The following is a 16,565-nucleotide window of genomic DNA, read 5'->3' on the forward strand; positions in this document are numbered from 1 at the left end:
ACGACTCCAGGGCGTGGTCACGACGCCGAACGGAAGAGCTGATCCACATGCTGGTCGATGGCAGCGGGCGCCGCTTCCGGTTCGATGACGTTGAGTTCGAGAAGCGGCGCTAAGCCCCAACTGACGAAGGCCTGGCCTAAGCTCTGACCCATGTCCAGGAACCCGAACGGCCGGCTCCAGGTGGTCTGCGGGCCGATGTTCGCCGGCAAGTCCGAAGAGCTGCTGCGGCGGGTACGCCGCGCGCAACTTGCTGGCCTCACCGTCGAGGTCGTCAACCACGCGCTTGACGATCGGCATGCCACAGGCCAGGTGGTCTCGCACTCGGGGCTCAGCATTGCGTCCCGATCAGCGTCCGACGTCGAGTCGCTGGTGGAGCTGGTCGGTGATCGTGAGCTGGACCTGCTGGCAATCGACGAGGCCCAGTTCTTCGGGCCGGAGCTCGTCCCGGCGGTGAGCAGGCTGGTGCTCACTGGGATGTCGGTGGTCGTCGCCGGCCTCTGCGTGACGTTTGACGGCCGCCCCTTTGAGCCCCTCCCATCGCTCATGGCGCTCGCCGAGGACGTGACGAAGCTCACAGCCGTGTGCACCATCTGCGGGCAAGACGCCACCTTCCATCAGCGCGTCCTCGCCGATGAAGTCGCGGACGCTCGCGACGCGACCGCCGAGCACGTGGGCGGCATCGAGTCGTACCGGGCACGTTGTAGGCAGCACTTCGGCGAACGGGGCGGTCGCTCGGGGTGATGCGTCGCCCAGCCCGGCCACCGATCTTCGTAGCGCGAGAGCACGTCAAGCAGCACCCGCGCACGCTCGACAGGTGCATTGCGCTTACTCGCCGATGCGGACGGACGTGCCGAGCATAAGCTCGACGATCGCGCCGAGCTGCCCATCGGACCGGGACCTGAGATGAGGTCGCCGCCGGACTCACCGCGGGCGATCAGCGCGGATCGCCCTCACCTCGACGCTCGTCAGTGCGTCGAGCATCCGAACCTCACGGTGGACGCGGGAGACGTGATGCATCGGATTGGGCCGGCAAGCACCTCGTGCCGCGCCGCTAGTGGTGCTTGTCGTAAGTTCGTCGCATGACTCCTGCCGCGTAGGTGCAAACCCGGCGCCTGTCCGTACCGGGTCGCGCCACGCACGGGATCGCCGAATCCGCCCTGCCGGGCGCCATCCGGAAGAGCTCTATCGAACTCAGACCGACCCGCCCAGGCGCTCGACCGCCTCGCGCGCTCCGCGTTTGACGAATGCCACCTGGCTCTTCGCCAGAGTGCGCGCCGTCCGGCTGTCGCGGGCGAGGACTGCGCGGGTCATCTCGTCGACGAACCGGTGTCCTGCGCGAGTCTGCCACAGCGCGTCCCGGTACGTCCCGCGCAGCGCGGGCGCCACGCTGAACTCACGGAAACGATCGACGAGCGGACGCGAATGCGCCAGCGCGACGATCGCGCAGTGGAACTCCAGATTGGCGTCGAGGAACTCGTCGAGCTGGTCCTCGGTCGTGACGTGCATGTCCAGAAGTCGACGCGAGCGCTCGGCGATCTCGGCGAGCTCCCGGTCGCCGGCCGACTCGAGGTGAGCCTCGAGGACTCCCCCCTCGACCACCGCGCGCGCATCGTAGAGGGCATCGATGGTGTCGGCGGTGAGGGACTCGACGATGAACTCCCCGTCGCGTCCTCGGCTGACGAGAGGCTGCGCGGCGAGGCGGATGAGGGCGTTGTAGACCGATGCCGGCTGCAGGCGCAGTTCTTCCGCGACCTTCTCGATGTCGATGCAGCCGCCCACCGGAGTGTGGCGGCCGAGGACCCAGCGACGCATCGCGGCGTAGGCCTTGGCCTCCTGCGCATCCTCGAACGCCCCGAACCGCCCGCGATAGTAGGTCAGCGGGTGCCCAGGGGCGGCGGTGGCCGATATCACGCGGCCGATGAAGATCGTATGCGTCCCCCCGCGCGGCGCCTCCACCACCTCGCACTCGATCGTCGCGAGGGCGCCCGCGATCAGCGGCAGACCGGCATCCGAGACCGTGTGCGAAACACGATCGAACTTGTCATCGGCCCGACGCGCGAACACCGACGCGAGATCCCCCTGCTGGGCGGAGAGGATGTTGATCGCGTAGCGCCCCGACCTTTCCACCGCGGCGTGCGTGGTGCTCGATCCGTTGAGGCAGACGAGCATCATCGGGGGCTCCATCGAGAGCGAGCTGACGGCGGAGACGGTCGACCCGAACGGGACGCCGCCGTCGATCGTCGTGATGACGCTCACTCCCGAGGCGAAGTGCCCCACCACGTCGCGGAACGTGTCGCGATCGAAATCATCGGACCGGACTGCGTGGGTCATGGAAGACATTGCTCTCCTTCTGCTTCAGCTGTTGATGGCCCGACCGTTGTCGTAGACCAGGGATCGCGGACCCATCATGATCTTTCCGAGCAGACCCTGAAGCAGGAGCTTCTCGGGATCGGAGAGCGGCGCCAACCACTGCGCGGTCAGCTCCACGTGCTTGGCGTGCGCGCGGCTGATCATCTCGAGGCACGCCGGCGTCAGGCTCATCACGATGCCGCGCAGATCTTCAGGCATGGCCGCCGTCGAGATCAGCCCCTGCTTCTCCAGAGCCTTCATGGTCGCGGAGATCGCCGCACGACTCATCGATGTCGATGTGGCGATCTCCGCCGGCTGCTGCGGACCGTCGACCCAGAGCGACACGCAGACGCGGAACGCCGCCCAGGAGAGTTCGGCGGGCCGCAGGATCTCGATCTCGGCATCCAGCATCATCAGTTTGTTGACGCGTCGCATGAGGAGTCCGATCGCGACGGTCACATCCGTGTCGGCGCGATCATCGTGCTCTCGCGCACGCTGCTGGGACCGTGCGACGAAGGAGCTGAAGCGATGCGGCGAAGGCTCCTGTGCCTCCTGAGAAGCCAGACTATCAGGGGTGTTCTGCGGCATCGCGTCTCCTTCAGACGTCTCGTACGGCACGGATTGAGCACTGGCGTCCTGGCAAATATAGTACACAACAGAACTAAATTTCCAGGAAGTCGAAGAACGTTTTCCCCGCGATAACAGTGGTCTTCACGAATCAGTTGCAAAAAGTAGTTCGGTACTTGACTAAATTCTCATTGCGGTGTTAGCTTCTGGCTACCACCCGGACTCACGGTCCGAACCACCGCCCCACCGGACCGACGCCGCTCTGACTGTGCCCGTCTTTCCTACCCTCGTCGCGGCTCCACGCCTCACGAGGCTTCGTCTTGAGGAGACAGATGTCTGACGTGAGCACCACCCCCGATCTCGCCGAACTGCTGGCGAGGGTCGACCGCCTCGAGGCCGTGCAGGCGATCACGCTCGTCCATAACGAGTACGTACGGGCTCTGGCCACGAGGGACTGGGATGCCGTCGCCGACCTCTACACGGAGGACGCGGAGTGCGACATCCGCCACCATGGAGTCCATATCGGGCGGGAGTCGATCCGAGGCATGTTCTCGTCGGATCTGCGCGAAGTCGTGCTGAGCAACGACGGCTACATCCTGTCTTCGCCGTCGATCACGGTCGAAGGCGATCACGCCAGCGGGACATGGACCTGGCATAGGTTCCAGAGCGACTTCCAGACCGGCCTGGGCCGCGTTCGGATCTGGGGCCCCTGGTCGGAAGGACGCTACGAGGCCGAGTACCGCCGCGAAGACGGACACTGGCGTATCAGCCGACTGTGGTTCCGCGTGCATGCTCCGGATTCGGATGCCGAGATCGCGGCAGCCATAGCCCAGAACCGCACACTCGGGTCGGCTCTGCGCCCGCAGAACGTCCCGACCGACTGATCAGCCCGAGAGGACTCACGCCATGAAGCAGCGCCGCATGACCCTGACCACGTTCGTGCTCCCTCTGGGATACCACCGCAACAGCTGGCGCCGACCGGCCAGCCGCGCGGAGGAGGTTCCCGGCCTCGACTTCGTCGTCGACATCGCACAGCGTGCCGAACGCGCGCTCCTCGATGCGGTGTTCTTCGGCGATGTCGTCCATGGGAACACCGCGATGCGCGGCGACACCATGATGAACGGCTTCTACGAGCCGATGACCGTGCTCTCGGCGATCGCCGCGCGCACAACGCGCATCGGACTGATCGGTACGATCTCCACCTCCTTCAGCCACCCGTACAACGTCGCTCGTCAGCTGGCGGCGCTGGATCATCTGTCCGGCGGTCGCGCGGGCTGGAACATCGTCACCTCCACGGACGGCTATCAGAACTTCGGACTGGACGAGATGCCGGAGCCGGCCGAACGCTACCGACGTGCGACGGAGTTCGTCGAAGCCGTCATCGCGCTCTGGGACAGCTGGTCAGACGACGCCGTGGTGGTCGATCGCGCCGGCGGGAGATGGCTGGACACACCGCGCCTCCGGCCCATCGATTTCGCCGGGGAGTACTTCCGCATCCGGGGCCCGCTTCCTGGTCCGCGCTCGCCCCAGGGACGGCCGGTCATGGTCCAGGCAGGGTCGTCGGGACCCGGCATGGCGCTGGGCACAGCGGTCGCGGACGCCATCTACACCGCCCAGCCCGATCGCACCAAGGCGATCGCGTTCGCCGAGGAGTCACGACGCCTCATCGCCGCAGCGGGACGTGATCCGCGCCAGGTGAAGATCCTCCCCGGCATCGTACCGGTGGTGGCAGCCACCCAGGCCGAGGCGGATGAGATCGAGGCTGAGCTGTCGGAATACCTCGACTTCGAGCAGGGGCGCGCGCAGTTCGGCATCGACGCAGGCGCGGTGCTCGATGACATCGACCTCGACGACGTCATCCCCGCCGAGCGCTTCGCGCACAGCGAAGCCTCCACGTCCCGTCAGGCGCTGTTTCGTCACAAGGCGATCGAAGAGCGGTTGACGCTGCGCGAACTCATCGTCGACAGGGCGCGCTCGACCGGGCATCAGTGGATCGCCGGCACCCCGTCGAAGATCGCCGATGTGATGGCCGACTGGTTCGACGCGGGAGCCTGCGACGGGTTCAACCTCAACTCCCCCTACAACCCGGAGGGCTTCGAACGCATCTGCGATCTCCTCGTGCCGGAATTGCAGAACCGCGGCCTGTTCCGCACCGAGTACGAGGAGCCGATGTTGCGCGGTCACCTCGGCATCCCCCGCCCCTTGAATCTCTTCTGAGTGGACCCCCGATGAGCAACGACGTCATCATCATCCGCGCCGGGATCGATCCCGCGCACGTGATCGGCAAGCCTCCACCGCCACCATTGGCGCGGGAGCGGCAGGTACTGGGCGATGTCGTGCGCGAGAAGGATCTCGCCGTACCACTCCGCGACGGTTCGGTGCTGTACGTCGACGCCTACCTCCCCCGCGACCTCACGGGCACCGTGCCGGCACTGCTCGCCTGGGGTCCGTACGGGAAGCACTGGCAGACCGACCGGATGTTCCCTGGCTCGGATGTCGACGCCGGATGGATCTCCGAGCTCACCGGCTTCGAGGCGCCGGATCCCGCCTACTGGTGCGCCCACGGTTACGCCGTGATCTACGCCGATCCGCGAGGGCTGTGGCACTCCGAGGGGACCTTCCCGCACAACGGACCGCAGGAGCGCGACGACCTATACGACACGATCGAGTGGATCGGTGCCCAGGAGTGGTGCACCGGCTCGGTCGGCATGCTCGGCGTGTCATACCTTGCCGGCAGCCAATATCAGGCGGCAGCGGCCGGGCCGCCCTCACTCAAGGCGATCAGCCCGTGGGAATGCTTCTCGGACTGGTACCGCGAGTTCGGATTCCACGGCGGCGTCCCTGAGACGGGATTCCGGCCCCGTGTTGCACAGAACGTCTCCTATTCCCTGAGCTCGACAGAGGATCCGGACGCCAACATGGCGGCGCGTCCGCTGGATGGCCCCTACTACGCCGAGAAATACGGCGATCTCAGCGCGGTGAACATCCCCGCCTATGTGGTCGCCTCCTGGAGCGATCATGGGCTGCACACGCGCGGCACCCTCCGTGCGTACTCGCAACTCGGCTCGCCGGACAAATGGCTCGAAGTACACGGCCGCAAGAAGTGGCGGCACTTCTACGACCCGCAGAGCGTCGAGCGGCAGCGAGAGTTCTTCGACACCTTCCTGAAAGGCGAGAGCGGCAGGATGCGGGACTGGCCCCGCGTCCGCCTCGAGGTCAGGGACGGCGACGACACGGCGGGCTGGCGATGGACCAGCACCGAAGACTGGCCGCTTCCCGAGCGGTTCAAGATGCTCCCGCTCGACCTCTCCGCCGGCCTGCTCAGCACAGGAGACCTGAGTCGACCGTCCACGCGCACCTTCGACCCTGCCACCGAGAGCCTGCAGCTCACGCACACGTTCACGCGCGATGTCGACGTCGTCGGCCCCGCGTCGCTCCGCCTGCGACTCTCGGTCGACGACGAAGCCACCGACGCCGACGTCTTCGTCGCTCTGGAGAAGAGGGCTGCCGGCGGTGAGGCGGTGCATTTTCCCATCAACGCGCTCTTCGCCGATGGCCCAGTCGCACTGGGGTGGCTCCGCGCCAGCCATCGCGCGCTTGATACCGCACGCTCCACTCCCCTCGTCCCGTGGCATCCGCATCTCGAGGAGGAGCCGCTCATCCCTGGCACGCCGGTGGAACTCGAGATCGAGATCTGGCCGTCTGCCACTCGTTTCCGGGCCGGTGAGACCATCGTCCTCTCCGTGCAGGGTCGCGACGTGCTGCACCGTCCTGCGTCAGCCGGTGTCCCACCCCTCCAGATCCTCCATCAGGATCTGCGCAACCACGGACTGTGGACCGTGCACTCGGGTCCGGGCCTGGAGAGCGTGCTTCGTCTTCCCCTGCAGGAGATCCCGTCATGACCCGCTACGTCCTCGGTCGACTCGCCGCCGCCGTAGCAGTGCTGATCGCCCTATCCCTGCTCTCCTTTCTCATGGTCCGGCTGATACCGGGCGATCCGGTGGCGAACGTCATCAACACCGCGACGGCCTCCGCCGAGCAGATCGCCGAGGTTCGGGCACGTCTGGGACTCGACCGCCCGTGGCTGGAGCAGTACGTCGCCTGGCTCGGAGGCCTGTTGACCGGGCAGATGGGCGTGTCGCTGACGCAGCCGATCCCGATCAGCGAGCAGGTCGCGGCAAGGCTTCCCGTGACCCTCGAGCTCGCCCTGCTCGGCACGCTCTTCAGCATCCTGATCGGGTTCCCGCTCGGCATCACCGCCGCCATCTACCGCGGCCGCTGGCCGGACATCGCCATCCGCGCCGGCTCGTTCGTCCTCATTGCAGCGCCGGTGTTCGTGATCGCTGCCCTCATCGTGCTGGTCAATTCCACGACGCTGAAGCTGCCGTTGCTGACATACACGAGCTGGGCGACCGACCCGGTCGGCCATCTCGGCACCCTTCTCGTGCCTGGCCTCCTGCTCGGCGTTCCCATGGGGGCAGTCCTCGCCCGTTACATCCGCAACGCGCTGCTCGACACGCTCGACCTGGACTTCATCCGCACCGCACGTGCCAAGGGCGCCTCACCACGACGCCTCGCCCTGAAGCACGGGCTTCGAAACGCCATGATCCCGGTCGTCACCGTCCTCGGCGCACAACTGGCGGTGCTGGTGGGCGGAACGATCGTCATCGAGAACGTCTTCGTGCTGCCGGGGATGGGGACTGCCCTCATCTCGGCGATCAACACGACCGACTATCCGACCATCCAGACCCTGATCGTCATCCTCGGGGCGCTGTATGTGCTCATCAACCTCGTCGTCGACCTGAGCTATCCCCTTTTCGATCCGAGAGTAAGGCTGGTCAGTCGATGAACGTCCGCACCGACATCGTGCGCCTCTCCGTTCCGCGACGGCGAGCCGGGAACTGGGAGCTGTGGCTCGGCGCCGCGATACTCGCCGCTCTCATCCTCTTCGCGCTCACCTCCTTCCTTCCGAGCAGCGATCCGGATGCGTACTCATCGACGCCGTTCGCCCCTCCTTCGCTCGCGCACTGGCTGGGCACAGACAACCTCGGTCGCGATGTGGCCACGCGCATGGCCGTCGCCACCGGCAACGGGCTTCTCCTCTCGCTGGTCGCCACCGGGCTCTCGGCCGCGATCGGCACGACACTCGCTCTGGTCGCCGGCTACCTGGGCGGCGTATGGGACGCGCTGATCATGCGCGCACTCGATCTCGTCCTGTCCATCCCCGGCCTGCTCATGGCGCTGATGATCAAGGTCATCCTCGGGCCAGGGATGGGAACGCTCATCCTGACGATGGTGATCATCTTCTCGCCGGTGTTCGCACGGATCATGCGCGGACCGGTGCTCGCCGTCCGCGAACGAGGATTCGTCCGGGCCGCCGAGGTCGTCGGCCGCAATCGCGTCGCGATCGCCTGGCATCATCTCCTGCCGAACATCCTGACGCCGCTCTTCGTCACCGCGGCCGGGATCGCGGGAGAAGCCGTACTCGTCGAGGCCACCCTGAGCTATCTGGGCCAGGGCCTTCAGCCGCCGACACCGTCAGCGGGTCGCATGATCAACGAGTTCCAGAAGTTCATGACCGTGCAGCCTCTGCTCGTCATCGTCCCCGCGCTGTTCATCTTCTTCCAGGTGGCCGCCTGGAACCTGCTGGCCGACGGGCTGCAGAACAGCTTCGCGGCCACACGCGGCACGAGGCGCATGCGCCAGAGCATCGGGAGGTCGTCGCGCTTCACCGTGCGCCGGGCCCCCGCCGGCGCCGCATCACAGAACCCGGCATCATCCCACCCCTCCGAGAGGACACCCCTCGCATGATCCCTGTACACACCCGGCGTATCGCATTGGTCGCCGCCATCGTCGGCGCGGCGCTCGCGCTCACGACCGCCTGCTCCCCGACGACCCCTTCGACCGGCGGCGACGACGCCACGCCGACGAAGGGTGGCACGCTCAGCTACGCCGTCGATTCGCTTCCCGTGGGTGCCGCTCTCGATCCCATTCTCGGATCGGCGCCCTACGCCAACCGGTCCGTACTGGCGCAGACATATGACACGCTTCTGACCCGCGGTGATGACGGCCAGATCGAAGCAGGCGTGGCGAACGAGTGGACGACCGACGGCAACGCCTACGTCTTCACCATCCGCGACGACCTCACCTTCGCCGACGGCGCCCCGGTCACCGCTGAGGACGTAGCGTTCTCACTCAACGAGGCCGCGCCGTTGATGCCCGACCAGTGGGTCGGCTTCGCAGGCGCCTCGGTGACCGAATCCGGCGACGTGCGTGTCGACTTCGCTGCGTCGAACGGGGCGTTCCTCCCCATCCTGTCGTCCTGGTCCGGTGTCTTCATCATCAGCGAAGCCTGGTACAAAGAAACCGCTCCCGAAGACCGTTCGCGCACGACCAACGGCTCCGGTCCGTTCGTCGTGTCGGAGTGGGAAGACGGCGTGAGTCTCACGATGACCAAGAACCCCGAGTACCGCGGCGCGGCTGACGTGCATCTGGACAAGATTGAGTGGGTTCTCGCTGTCGACGACACGACTCGTCTCGCCATGCTCCAACAGGGCCGCGTCCAGATGGCCGATCTGAGCGATCCACTGCTCGCCCAGCAGGCCGAGGCGTCCGGATTCCTCCCGGGCTCGTCTCCCGACTTTCGCACCCTCCTGATGCTCATCAACGCAGCGGGCGGGCCACTCGCCGACGTGAACGTGCGTCGGGCAATCTCCCTCGCCATCGATCGCGAGGAGGTCATCGACGTCGGTCTGGGCGGAGCAGCCCAGCTGACTCTCGCGATCCCGCCGGGAGACCCCGGCACGGTTCGCCCGACCAAGGACACGCCCTTCTACACGCAGGACATCAATGAGGCCAAGTCACTCCTGGCTGAGGCCGGAATGACGGATGTCTCGTTCGATCTCACGTACGCCGGCGACCTTAGCGCCGCCGACGTCCCCGCCCTCGAGGTCATCAAACAACAACTCGCCAAGGCGGGCATCACGATGAATCTGCGTGCCGTCGAGTGGCCCGCGATCGCAGCGGTACTCGGAGGCGCCGCGCCGGCGCCCGGGCTCACTCTTCTACCGGCGATCGCTCAGTCCGACATCTCCGGGTACTTCGCAGCGGTGTCGATGGGCATTTTGGACTTCTGGGGCGACTCACCCGATGTGGTTACCGCTCACCAGCTCGTCGGAGAGCTCATCAGCGAGACAGATCAGAAGACACGCGCCGACATCGCTGCCGAACTGTCGAACGAGATCGCGGATCAGGTGCTGGTGCTCACCCCGGCAGCCAACGCCCAGGGCTACGAGGTCCTGTCGCCGACAGTCAAGGGATACACACCTGATCCCTACATGGCACGCACGTCGCTCCGCGACGCGTGGATCTCCGGCTGATCGACTGAGACGACGAGGAGAGAACGTGGACGCGCTGCGAATCGACGCGCTGACCGTCGCCTACGGCGGCCGCACGGTGGTCGACGGTGTCTCGATCACCGTCGGCGCTGGGGAAGTCGTCGGTATCATCGGCGAGTCCGGATCCGGGAAGTCCACGATCGCGATGGCCGCCCTTGGTCTGCTGCCGGCAGCGGCAGACCTCAGGGCGGACACGCTCGAGATCGCTGGCGAATCGATCGCGGGAGCCGACGAGCGCCGCCTGTGCGACCTGCGCGGCCGTGTCGCCGCGATGGTCTTCCAGGAGCCGATGACCGCGCTCAACCCCACCATGAGAATCGGCGCCCAGATCGGCGAGGTCCTGGAAATCCACCGCCTCGCCGATCGCCGAGCGGCGCGCTTGCGTGCACGAGAACTGCTCGAACTGGTGCGCATACCCGACCCCGATCTGAGAATGCGTCAGTACCCGCACCAACTGTCGGGCGGGCAGCGACAGCGGGTGCTGATCGCGATGGCTATCGCCTCGAATCCGTCGCTGCTCGTCGCCGACGAGCCGACGACTGCGCTCGATGTCACGGTCCAAGCACAGATCCTCACTCTGCTGCTTGAGTTACGCGAACGTCTGGGCATCGGCATCCTGCTTATCTCGCACGATCTCGCGATGGCCGGATCGGTGTGCGATCGGATTGCGGTCATGCGCCACGGTCGGATCGTGGACCAGGGCATTCCCTCGAGCGTCCTACAGAGTCCCCGCGATCCCTACACTGCCGCACTTCTCGCGTGCGCGCCCGGTCCTGAAACACCTCCGCGAATCCGGTTGAGTGTCGTCGATCGGGTAGAGGACCACCCGTCCTCCCCACTCACCGGTCCGATCGACCACGTCGAATCCGCGGCCGGCACCCCTTTCGTGCGATTCGTCGACGTGACGAAGCGCTTCCGCGTGCGCGGCGGCGAGGTGCAGGCCCTCCGGGGCGTGGACTTCGACGTCCGGCGCGGCGAGACCTTCGGCGTGGTTGGCGAGTCGGGCTCTGGCAAGAGCACGTTGGCGCAGATCGCCACGCGCATGGAGCGACCAACGTCCGGTCGGGTCGAGTTCGACGGCGTCCCGCTGGCCTCGATGCGAGGCCAGGCGCTTCGCGCGCACCGTCGCCGCGTGCAGATCGTATTCCAGGACCCCAACGACACCCTCGATCCCCGCCAGCCGGTCGGCTCCTCGATCGCCGAGCCGTTGCGCGCCGCGGGCACGGCGACCGCGGCCACGCGTGCGCGCGTCGCCGAATGCCTCGAACTGGTCGGTCTCGATCAGGACGCGGTGTCGCGGCGACCCCATGAGTTCTCGGGCGGACAGCGACAGCGGATCGCCATCGCCCGTGCAATCACTACGGCACCCGAGCTGATCCTGCTCGACGAGCCGACCAGTGCGTTGGACGTCTCGGTGCAGGCGCAGATTCTCAACCTTCTGGTGGATCTGCAGCGCTCCCTGGGGATGACCTACCTGTTCATCTCCCATGACCTTGCCGTCGTGCGCCATCTGTCTCATCGCGTCGCCGTGATGAAAGAAGGACAGGTGGTCGAGCTGAACGACGCCGAGCAGATCTTCGCCCACCCCGTCCAGGACTACACACGCCGCCTCCTCTCTGCGGCGCTGCACCCGATCTCGGAGGCCATCTCATGACCATGAACCTCATACTGCTCGGTGGACGGGTCGACGGTGAACAGCCAGAACGCGCCGCGGCGGTCGGCATCTCAGCCGGCCTGATCGCGGCCATCGGCTCGCGCGAAGACGCGAGCCGATGGGCGCTCGCTCCGGATGGCGTGGTTCTCGACCTCGGAGAGTCGACGATCGTCGCCGGTCTCAGCGACCCACACTCGCACCCGATCCACGGCCTCCCCGTCATCCGCGGAATTGACCTCACGACGGCACGGAACCGTGCGGCCCTCGTCGAGGCGATCGCGGACGAAGCGGCCCGACGCGAACCTGGCGAATGGCTGCTCGGGTGGGGACTCCATCCCGACGCGCTGGAGGGTCCGGCGGACTCTGCTGCCATCGACGACGCAGCACCGGACCATCCCGTCTTCGTGCGGTTCTTCGACTTCCACGCGGGTATCGCGAACACCCGTGCGATGCGCGAAGCGGGAGTGCACGGTTCCATGCCCCTGGAAGGCAGCGCATCCGTCGTCGTCGACCCCGACGGTGTACCGACCGGTCTCCTGCAGGAGATGGCGGCGATGGAGCTCGTACTGGAGGCAATGCCACCGCTCGCCGAGCTTCAGCGGCGCGCTGACCTGCGCACACTCTTTGAGGGGATGGCGAGCACAGGTCTAACGGCGACGCACTCGCTGAGTTTCGATCCGAGCTGCATCGACCTGCTCACCGAGCTCGAACGCGAAGCGCCGCTCCCGCTGCGGGTGCGGCTCTCCCCGGCCGTTCGTGAAGAGGCGGGAGGAGCAGACATCGAAGACATCATCGCGCTCCACGGCACGGGCGGGCGGGACTGGAGCGTCGAGGGTGCCAAGTTCTTCCTGGACGGCACGATCGACAACGGCACCGCATGGCTGTCGTCGCCCGACAGCCATGGCGAGTCGAATGCCTCGATCTGGTCAGACGTGTCTTCGTACGCCTCTGCCGTAGCCCGTTTGCACGCGGCGGGGATCCCGACGGCGACGCACGCCATCGGAGATGCCGCGGTCGCGTACGCGTTGGATGCGCTCGAGGCGCTGCCACCCGGGCTTCCCGGGCTCCGGCACCGCATCGAGCACGTCGAGACCGTCGATGCCGAGCTCGTGCGGCGGTTCGCCGCGAGCGGGGTGATCGCAAGCATGCAGCCCGCACACGCCGTCACCTCGATTCGCGCCGATGGGGAAGACGAGTGGTCGCGTCGTCTCGGTGCGCGCGCAGCCGATGCGTTCCCCGCCCGGTCGATAATGGATGCCGGCGGTACCGTCGCCTTCGGCTCCGACTGGCCGATCGGCACGTACGACCCTCGCGAGATCATGGCGATGGCTCGGCTGCGACGGATGCCTGGCTCGTCGAACGATCCGGTACGCCCCGAACAGGCGGCCACGGCCCGCCAAGCGCTCGACGGCTACACCCGGGCTGTCGCGCTGATCCACGGCACCGCCCACCTCGAAGGCTCGGTGCAGGTCGGGTATCGAGCAGACCTCACCGTGTTCGCGTCGGACCCGCTCGAAGTCGCTGCCGACGAGCTTCCTGAGCTGAGCGTGCTCGCCACGGTCGTCTCAGGCCGCCTGTCTTTCGCGCACCCCTCGCTGGCTGGAGGTCTCCGATGACCGCGTCCGTCGGCGGCGGCGCGGCGGATGCGGTGCGCCGACGCTACCGCGAGTATCTCGAGGCCTTCAACGGGAAGGATCTCGTCGCGCTGGAGGGTTTTCTCTCGCCGGATATCGTCTTCGAATGGGGCGATGTCATGGACGATCTCGTCGGACGTGAGGCGTTCTTCTCTTTCTACCGCACTGCTTGGCAGTACCTGGACGAGAACGTCAGCGCGACCATTGTGTCGGCCGACGACGAGCGCATCGTCGCGGACGTCCGCAACGAGCTGACCGTGGTGCGGGACTGGACTGATTCTCCGCTGCGTCCCTATCGCGCCGGCGAGACGCATAGCCTTGCCGGACTCATGACCTACGACCTGCGCGACGGCATGATCGTCCGGATATCGTGACCGACCCACACCTCAAGGACTCGATGTGATCGACCTCTCTCTCACCGTCACTCCCACGCACTCCCCTCGTTTCCCCTTCCTCGCACCCGGCGGATGGCAGACGCTGCCGCATCCGCCACTCGAGGATGCGGGATACGTCTGCGAGGACTTCACCGCATCCGGCACGGCGCGAGTCTTCGAAGGCGACCAGCGCGAGAGTGTGGGGACCACTGCGTATACGACGCGCGTGCTCGCGATCCGTCCCTCCCACGACCACGAGTTCAGCGGCGTCGTCCACATCGAACTGATCAATCCGTCCAGCGGGACGGACTACCCGATGTACTGGCCGGACGCCGGCTTCCACCTCATGGCACGGGGCGACGCGTACCTCGGCGTGACCTGCAAGTCGGTGACTGCCGACGACCTGCGCACCGAAGATCCCGAGCGCTACGAGACGCTGAGCATTCCGCACGACAGCGCCGTGTGGGACATCCTCGGAGCGGTCGCGGCCGCCACGCACCTGCCTGCCGCCGGCGGCCTTCTCCCCGGGTTCCGGCGTCCGGAGCGCCGCGTCGCCACCGGGTGGTCGCAGTCGGGCAGCTTTCTACGGACGTACCTTTCCGAGCGGCTCCACGAAGAGCACACCACCGTACTCGGTGTCGGCGGGAGCGAGATCATCGACGGCTACCTGATCGGTGTCTCCAGCGGCGGATTCGGGCCGATGGGCTACGTCGAGATCGGGCGCGACGGCGAAATGGACCTCGATGAGAACTTCGCCCCCACGGGTGAAACCGTCGGCCAGCTCGCGCTAGATGATGCACGCCGCATCATCCTCGACCCGCCCGTGCCGGTGATCGAGTACATGAGCGAGGACGAAGCGATGCAGCATGTCTGGCATCGGCGACCGGACGGCGATACTCACGGCGACGCATACCGCTGCTACCAGGTGCCAGGGCGCGGCCACGAGACCGGGCTGCTCGCCACGAGCGCGCGAGCGGTCGAGCAGCATCTCGACATCTCCGACACATCACTGGACGACCACGACCCGCTCCGGCATCCCGCCAGCCGTTGGCTGATCGCGGCGGCCGTCTCCCATCTCGTAGCGTGGCTCGATGGCACTGTGCCGCCCCGAGCGCAGCCGTTGCGCGTGCGTGCAGATCGAGGAGCGAGCCGCGATCCGCGAGGAGTCGACTACCGCGCCGTGAAGCCCGTGGTCGACGCCGACGGTCACGCGATCGGCGGCCTGCGCTATCTGGAGATCGATCTGCCCGTGCGCCGGGCGGTGCCGGTCGAGACGGGCAGGCACATCATGCGCGTCTGGCGCTCCGAGGTGTTGACGCGGCAGGAGGCCGATCGACGATACGGCGGGCCGGAAGGATACCGGGCGCTCCTCCGCTCCCATGCCGCACGGCTCGTCACGGCGGGCTGGCTGCTGCCCGAACATGCGACGGCCGCGATCGCCGATGCCATGGCGGCCTATCCTCACGACACAGACTGATCGCTCGCGCGGGCCATCGCCCGGCGCACCCGGTGCCGTACGCCGGCCGGGGCTGCATGATTCCTGGACACACCGAAGCGCTTCCGAGGTTATCCACAGGATCATTCTCGCGGCAGCCCGCGGAGCGTCCAACGCGCACATTGCCCGGCGGAAGGCGTGCATGTGGACACGGTCCGCAAATGGCGTTCCAGGTTCGCGGCCGACAGGCTGGACGGGCTGCAGGGCGGGCGAATTGGTGGGCACCCGCTTTCCTCACCCCGGTCTTCCGAAGGTTCGGTCTTCGCAAAGAGGGTCGTGAACCGCAGACATCAACCGCCGATGTGTCCTGAACCAGCGCAGTGCGATGTGCCGACGTTCCGCGCCGGAGACCCGACTTCGCGCATCGCTTCAGCCCGGATTCAGCGTCGAACGGCCACACTGGAAGAATGCGGATCCTGGTGGTGGACGACGAGGCGCGCCTGGCCGAGGGTGTGCGCCGCGGTCTCGAGGCCGAGGGGTTCGCCGTCGATGTCGCGCACAACGGCGTCGACGGACTCTGGCGGGCGCGGGAGGTGCGCTACGACGCGATCGTGCTCGATCTGATGATGCCCGGCATGAGCGGGTGGAAGGTCTGCGAGGCGCTGCGCACCGAGGAGAACTGGACGCCCGTGCTGATGCTCACCGCGAAGGACGGCGAATGGGATCAGGTCGAGGCGCTGGAGACCGGGGCCGACGACTACGTCACGAAACCGTTCTCGTTCGCGATCCTGGTGGCGCGGCTGCGCGCGCTCGTACGCCGAGGAGCCGTCGCCCGCCCGACGATCCTGGAAGCGGGCGATCTGCGGCTCGACCCCGCCGCGCACCGCGTCTGGCGCGGCGAGAACGCTGTCACGGTCACCGCTCGGGAGTTCTCCGTGCTGGAGTACCTGATGCGCCACCGTGGCCAGGTGCTGTCCAAACGCGCACTCATCGACGGCGTCTGGGACGACGACTTCGACGGTGACCCGAACATCGTCGAGGTGTATGTCGGCCACCTGCGCCGCAAGCTCGACAAGCCGTTCGGCCGCGAGGCCATCGAGACCATCCGCGGTGCGGGCTACCGGCTGGCGGCGGACGGTGGCTAGCCGTGGGTGG

Annotated in this window: 15 protein-coding genes; 12 read left to right on the forward strand and 3 right to left on the reverse strand. The window is 66.9% G+C overall.

Annotated features, from left to right (window positions below; all coding sequences use genetic code 11):
- Nucleotides 1-17: 17 nt before the first annotated feature.
- On the reverse strand, nt 18-152 hold the full coding sequence (locus tag ACYVG2_RS15900) for a hypothetical protein (RefSeq protein ID WP_460781865.1): 135 nt from the start codon (nt 150-152) through the stop codon (nt 18-20).
- On the opposite strand from ACYVG2_RS15900, the gene ACYVG2_RS15905 reads away from it, so the two are divergent.
- Nucleotides 151-741, forward strand: coding sequence for a thymidine kinase (locus tag ACYVG2_RS15905; RefSeq protein ID WP_460781866.1), 591 nt, complete (start codon nt 151-153; stop codon nt 739-741). The genes ACYVG2_RS15900 and ACYVG2_RS15905 overlap by 2 nt on opposite strands.
- 450 nt (nt 742-1,191) lie before the next feature.
- On the opposite strand, the gene ACYVG2_RS15910 is transcribed toward ACYVG2_RS15905, so the two are convergent.
- Entirely contained in the window at nt 1,192-2,340 is a 1,149-nt protein-coding gene (locus ACYVG2_RS15910) for a flavin reductase (RefSeq protein ID WP_460781867.1), read from the reverse strand.
- Between the two features lie 15 nt (nt 2,341-2,355).
- Nucleotides 2,356-2,937, reverse strand: a complete 582-nt coding sequence (locus ACYVG2_RS15915; protein ID WP_460781868.1) for a MarR family winged helix-turn-helix transcriptional regulator — start codon at nt 2,935-2,937, stop codon at nt 2,356-2,358.
- Between the two features lie 311 nt (nt 2,938-3,248).
- Between ACYVG2_RS15915 and ACYVG2_RS15920 the strand changes: the two genes are divergently transcribed.
- The 11 genes from ACYVG2_RS15920 to ACYVG2_RS15970 all read left to right on the forward strand — a co-directional run bounded on the left by ACYVG2_RS15920 (nt 3,249) and on the right by ACYVG2_RS15970 (nt 16,555).
- Nucleotides 3,249-3,800, forward strand: coding sequence for a nuclear transport factor 2 family protein (locus ACYVG2_RS15920; RefSeq protein WP_460781869.1), 552 nt, complete (start codon nt 3,249-3,251; stop codon nt 3,798-3,800).
- A 37-nt stretch (nt 3,801-3,837) separates the two neighbouring features.
- The gene (locus ACYVG2_RS15925) at nt 3,838-5,133 is read left to right on the forward strand and encodes an NtaA/DmoA family FMN-dependent monooxygenase (protein ID WP_460781870.1); all 1,296 of its coding nucleotides are present in this window, start codon (nt 3,838-3,840) and stop codon (nt 5,131-5,133) included.
- 11 nt (nt 5,134-5,144) lie between these two features.
- Nucleotides 5,145-6,818 carry a CocE/NonD family hydrolase gene (locus ACYVG2_RS15930; protein WP_460781871.1) on the forward strand — a complete coding sequence of 558 codons (1,674 nt, stop codon included), beginning with the start codon at nt 5,145-5,147 and terminating at the stop codon, nt 6,816-6,818.
- Complete coding sequence (locus ACYVG2_RS15935; protein WP_460781872.1) at nt 6,815-7,765, forward strand: ABC transporter permease; 951 nt, start codon at nt 6,815-6,817, stop codon at nt 7,763-7,765. Before ACYVG2_RS15930 ends, ACYVG2_RS15935 begins: the two co-directional genes overlap by 4 nt.
- The gene (locus tag ACYVG2_RS15940; RefSeq protein WP_460781873.1) at nt 7,762-8,727 is read left to right on the forward strand and encodes an ABC transporter permease; all 966 of its coding nucleotides are present in this window, start codon (nt 7,762-7,764) and stop codon (nt 8,725-8,727) included. Before ACYVG2_RS15935 ends, ACYVG2_RS15940 begins: the two co-directional genes overlap by 4 nt.
- Complete coding sequence (locus ACYVG2_RS15945; RefSeq protein ID WP_460781874.1) at nt 8,724-10,295, forward strand: ABC transporter substrate-binding protein; 1,572 nt, start codon at nt 8,724-8,726, stop codon at nt 10,293-10,295. The genes ACYVG2_RS15940 and ACYVG2_RS15945 overlap by 4 nt, the downstream gene beginning before the upstream one ends.
- Before the next feature lie 25 nt (nt 10,296-10,320).
- A complete protein-coding gene (locus ACYVG2_RS15950; protein ID WP_460781875.1) occupies nt 10,321-11,967 on the forward strand; it encodes a dipeptide ABC transporter ATP-binding protein in 1,647 nt (548 codons plus the stop codon).
- Nucleotides 11,964-13,583, forward strand: coding sequence for an amidohydrolase (locus ACYVG2_RS15955; protein ID WP_460781876.1), 1,620 nt, complete (start codon nt 11,964-11,966; stop codon nt 13,581-13,583). The genes ACYVG2_RS15950 and ACYVG2_RS15955 overlap by 4 nt, the downstream gene beginning before the upstream one ends.
- Nucleotides 13,580-13,975 (forward strand): nuclear transport factor 2 family protein, encoded by a 396-nt coding sequence (locus ACYVG2_RS15960; protein WP_460781877.1) that lies wholly within the window; start codon nt 13,580-13,582, stop codon nt 13,973-13,975. Before ACYVG2_RS15955 ends, ACYVG2_RS15960 begins: the two co-directional genes overlap by 4 nt.
- A gap of 25 nt (nt 13,976-14,000) precedes the next feature.
- On the forward strand, nt 14,001-15,452 hold the full coding sequence (locus ACYVG2_RS15965) for an alpha/beta hydrolase domain-containing protein (protein WP_460781878.1): 1,452 nt from the start codon (nt 14,001-14,003) through the stop codon (nt 15,450-15,452).
- Between the two features lie 425 nt (nt 15,453-15,877).
- Entirely contained in the window at nt 15,878-16,555 is a 678-nt protein-coding gene (locus tag ACYVG2_RS15970; RefSeq protein ID WP_460781879.1) for a response regulator transcription factor, read from the forward strand.
- Nucleotides 16,556-16,565 lie beyond the last annotated feature (10 nt).

The organism is Microbacterium shaanxiense, from assembly GCF_054779995.1.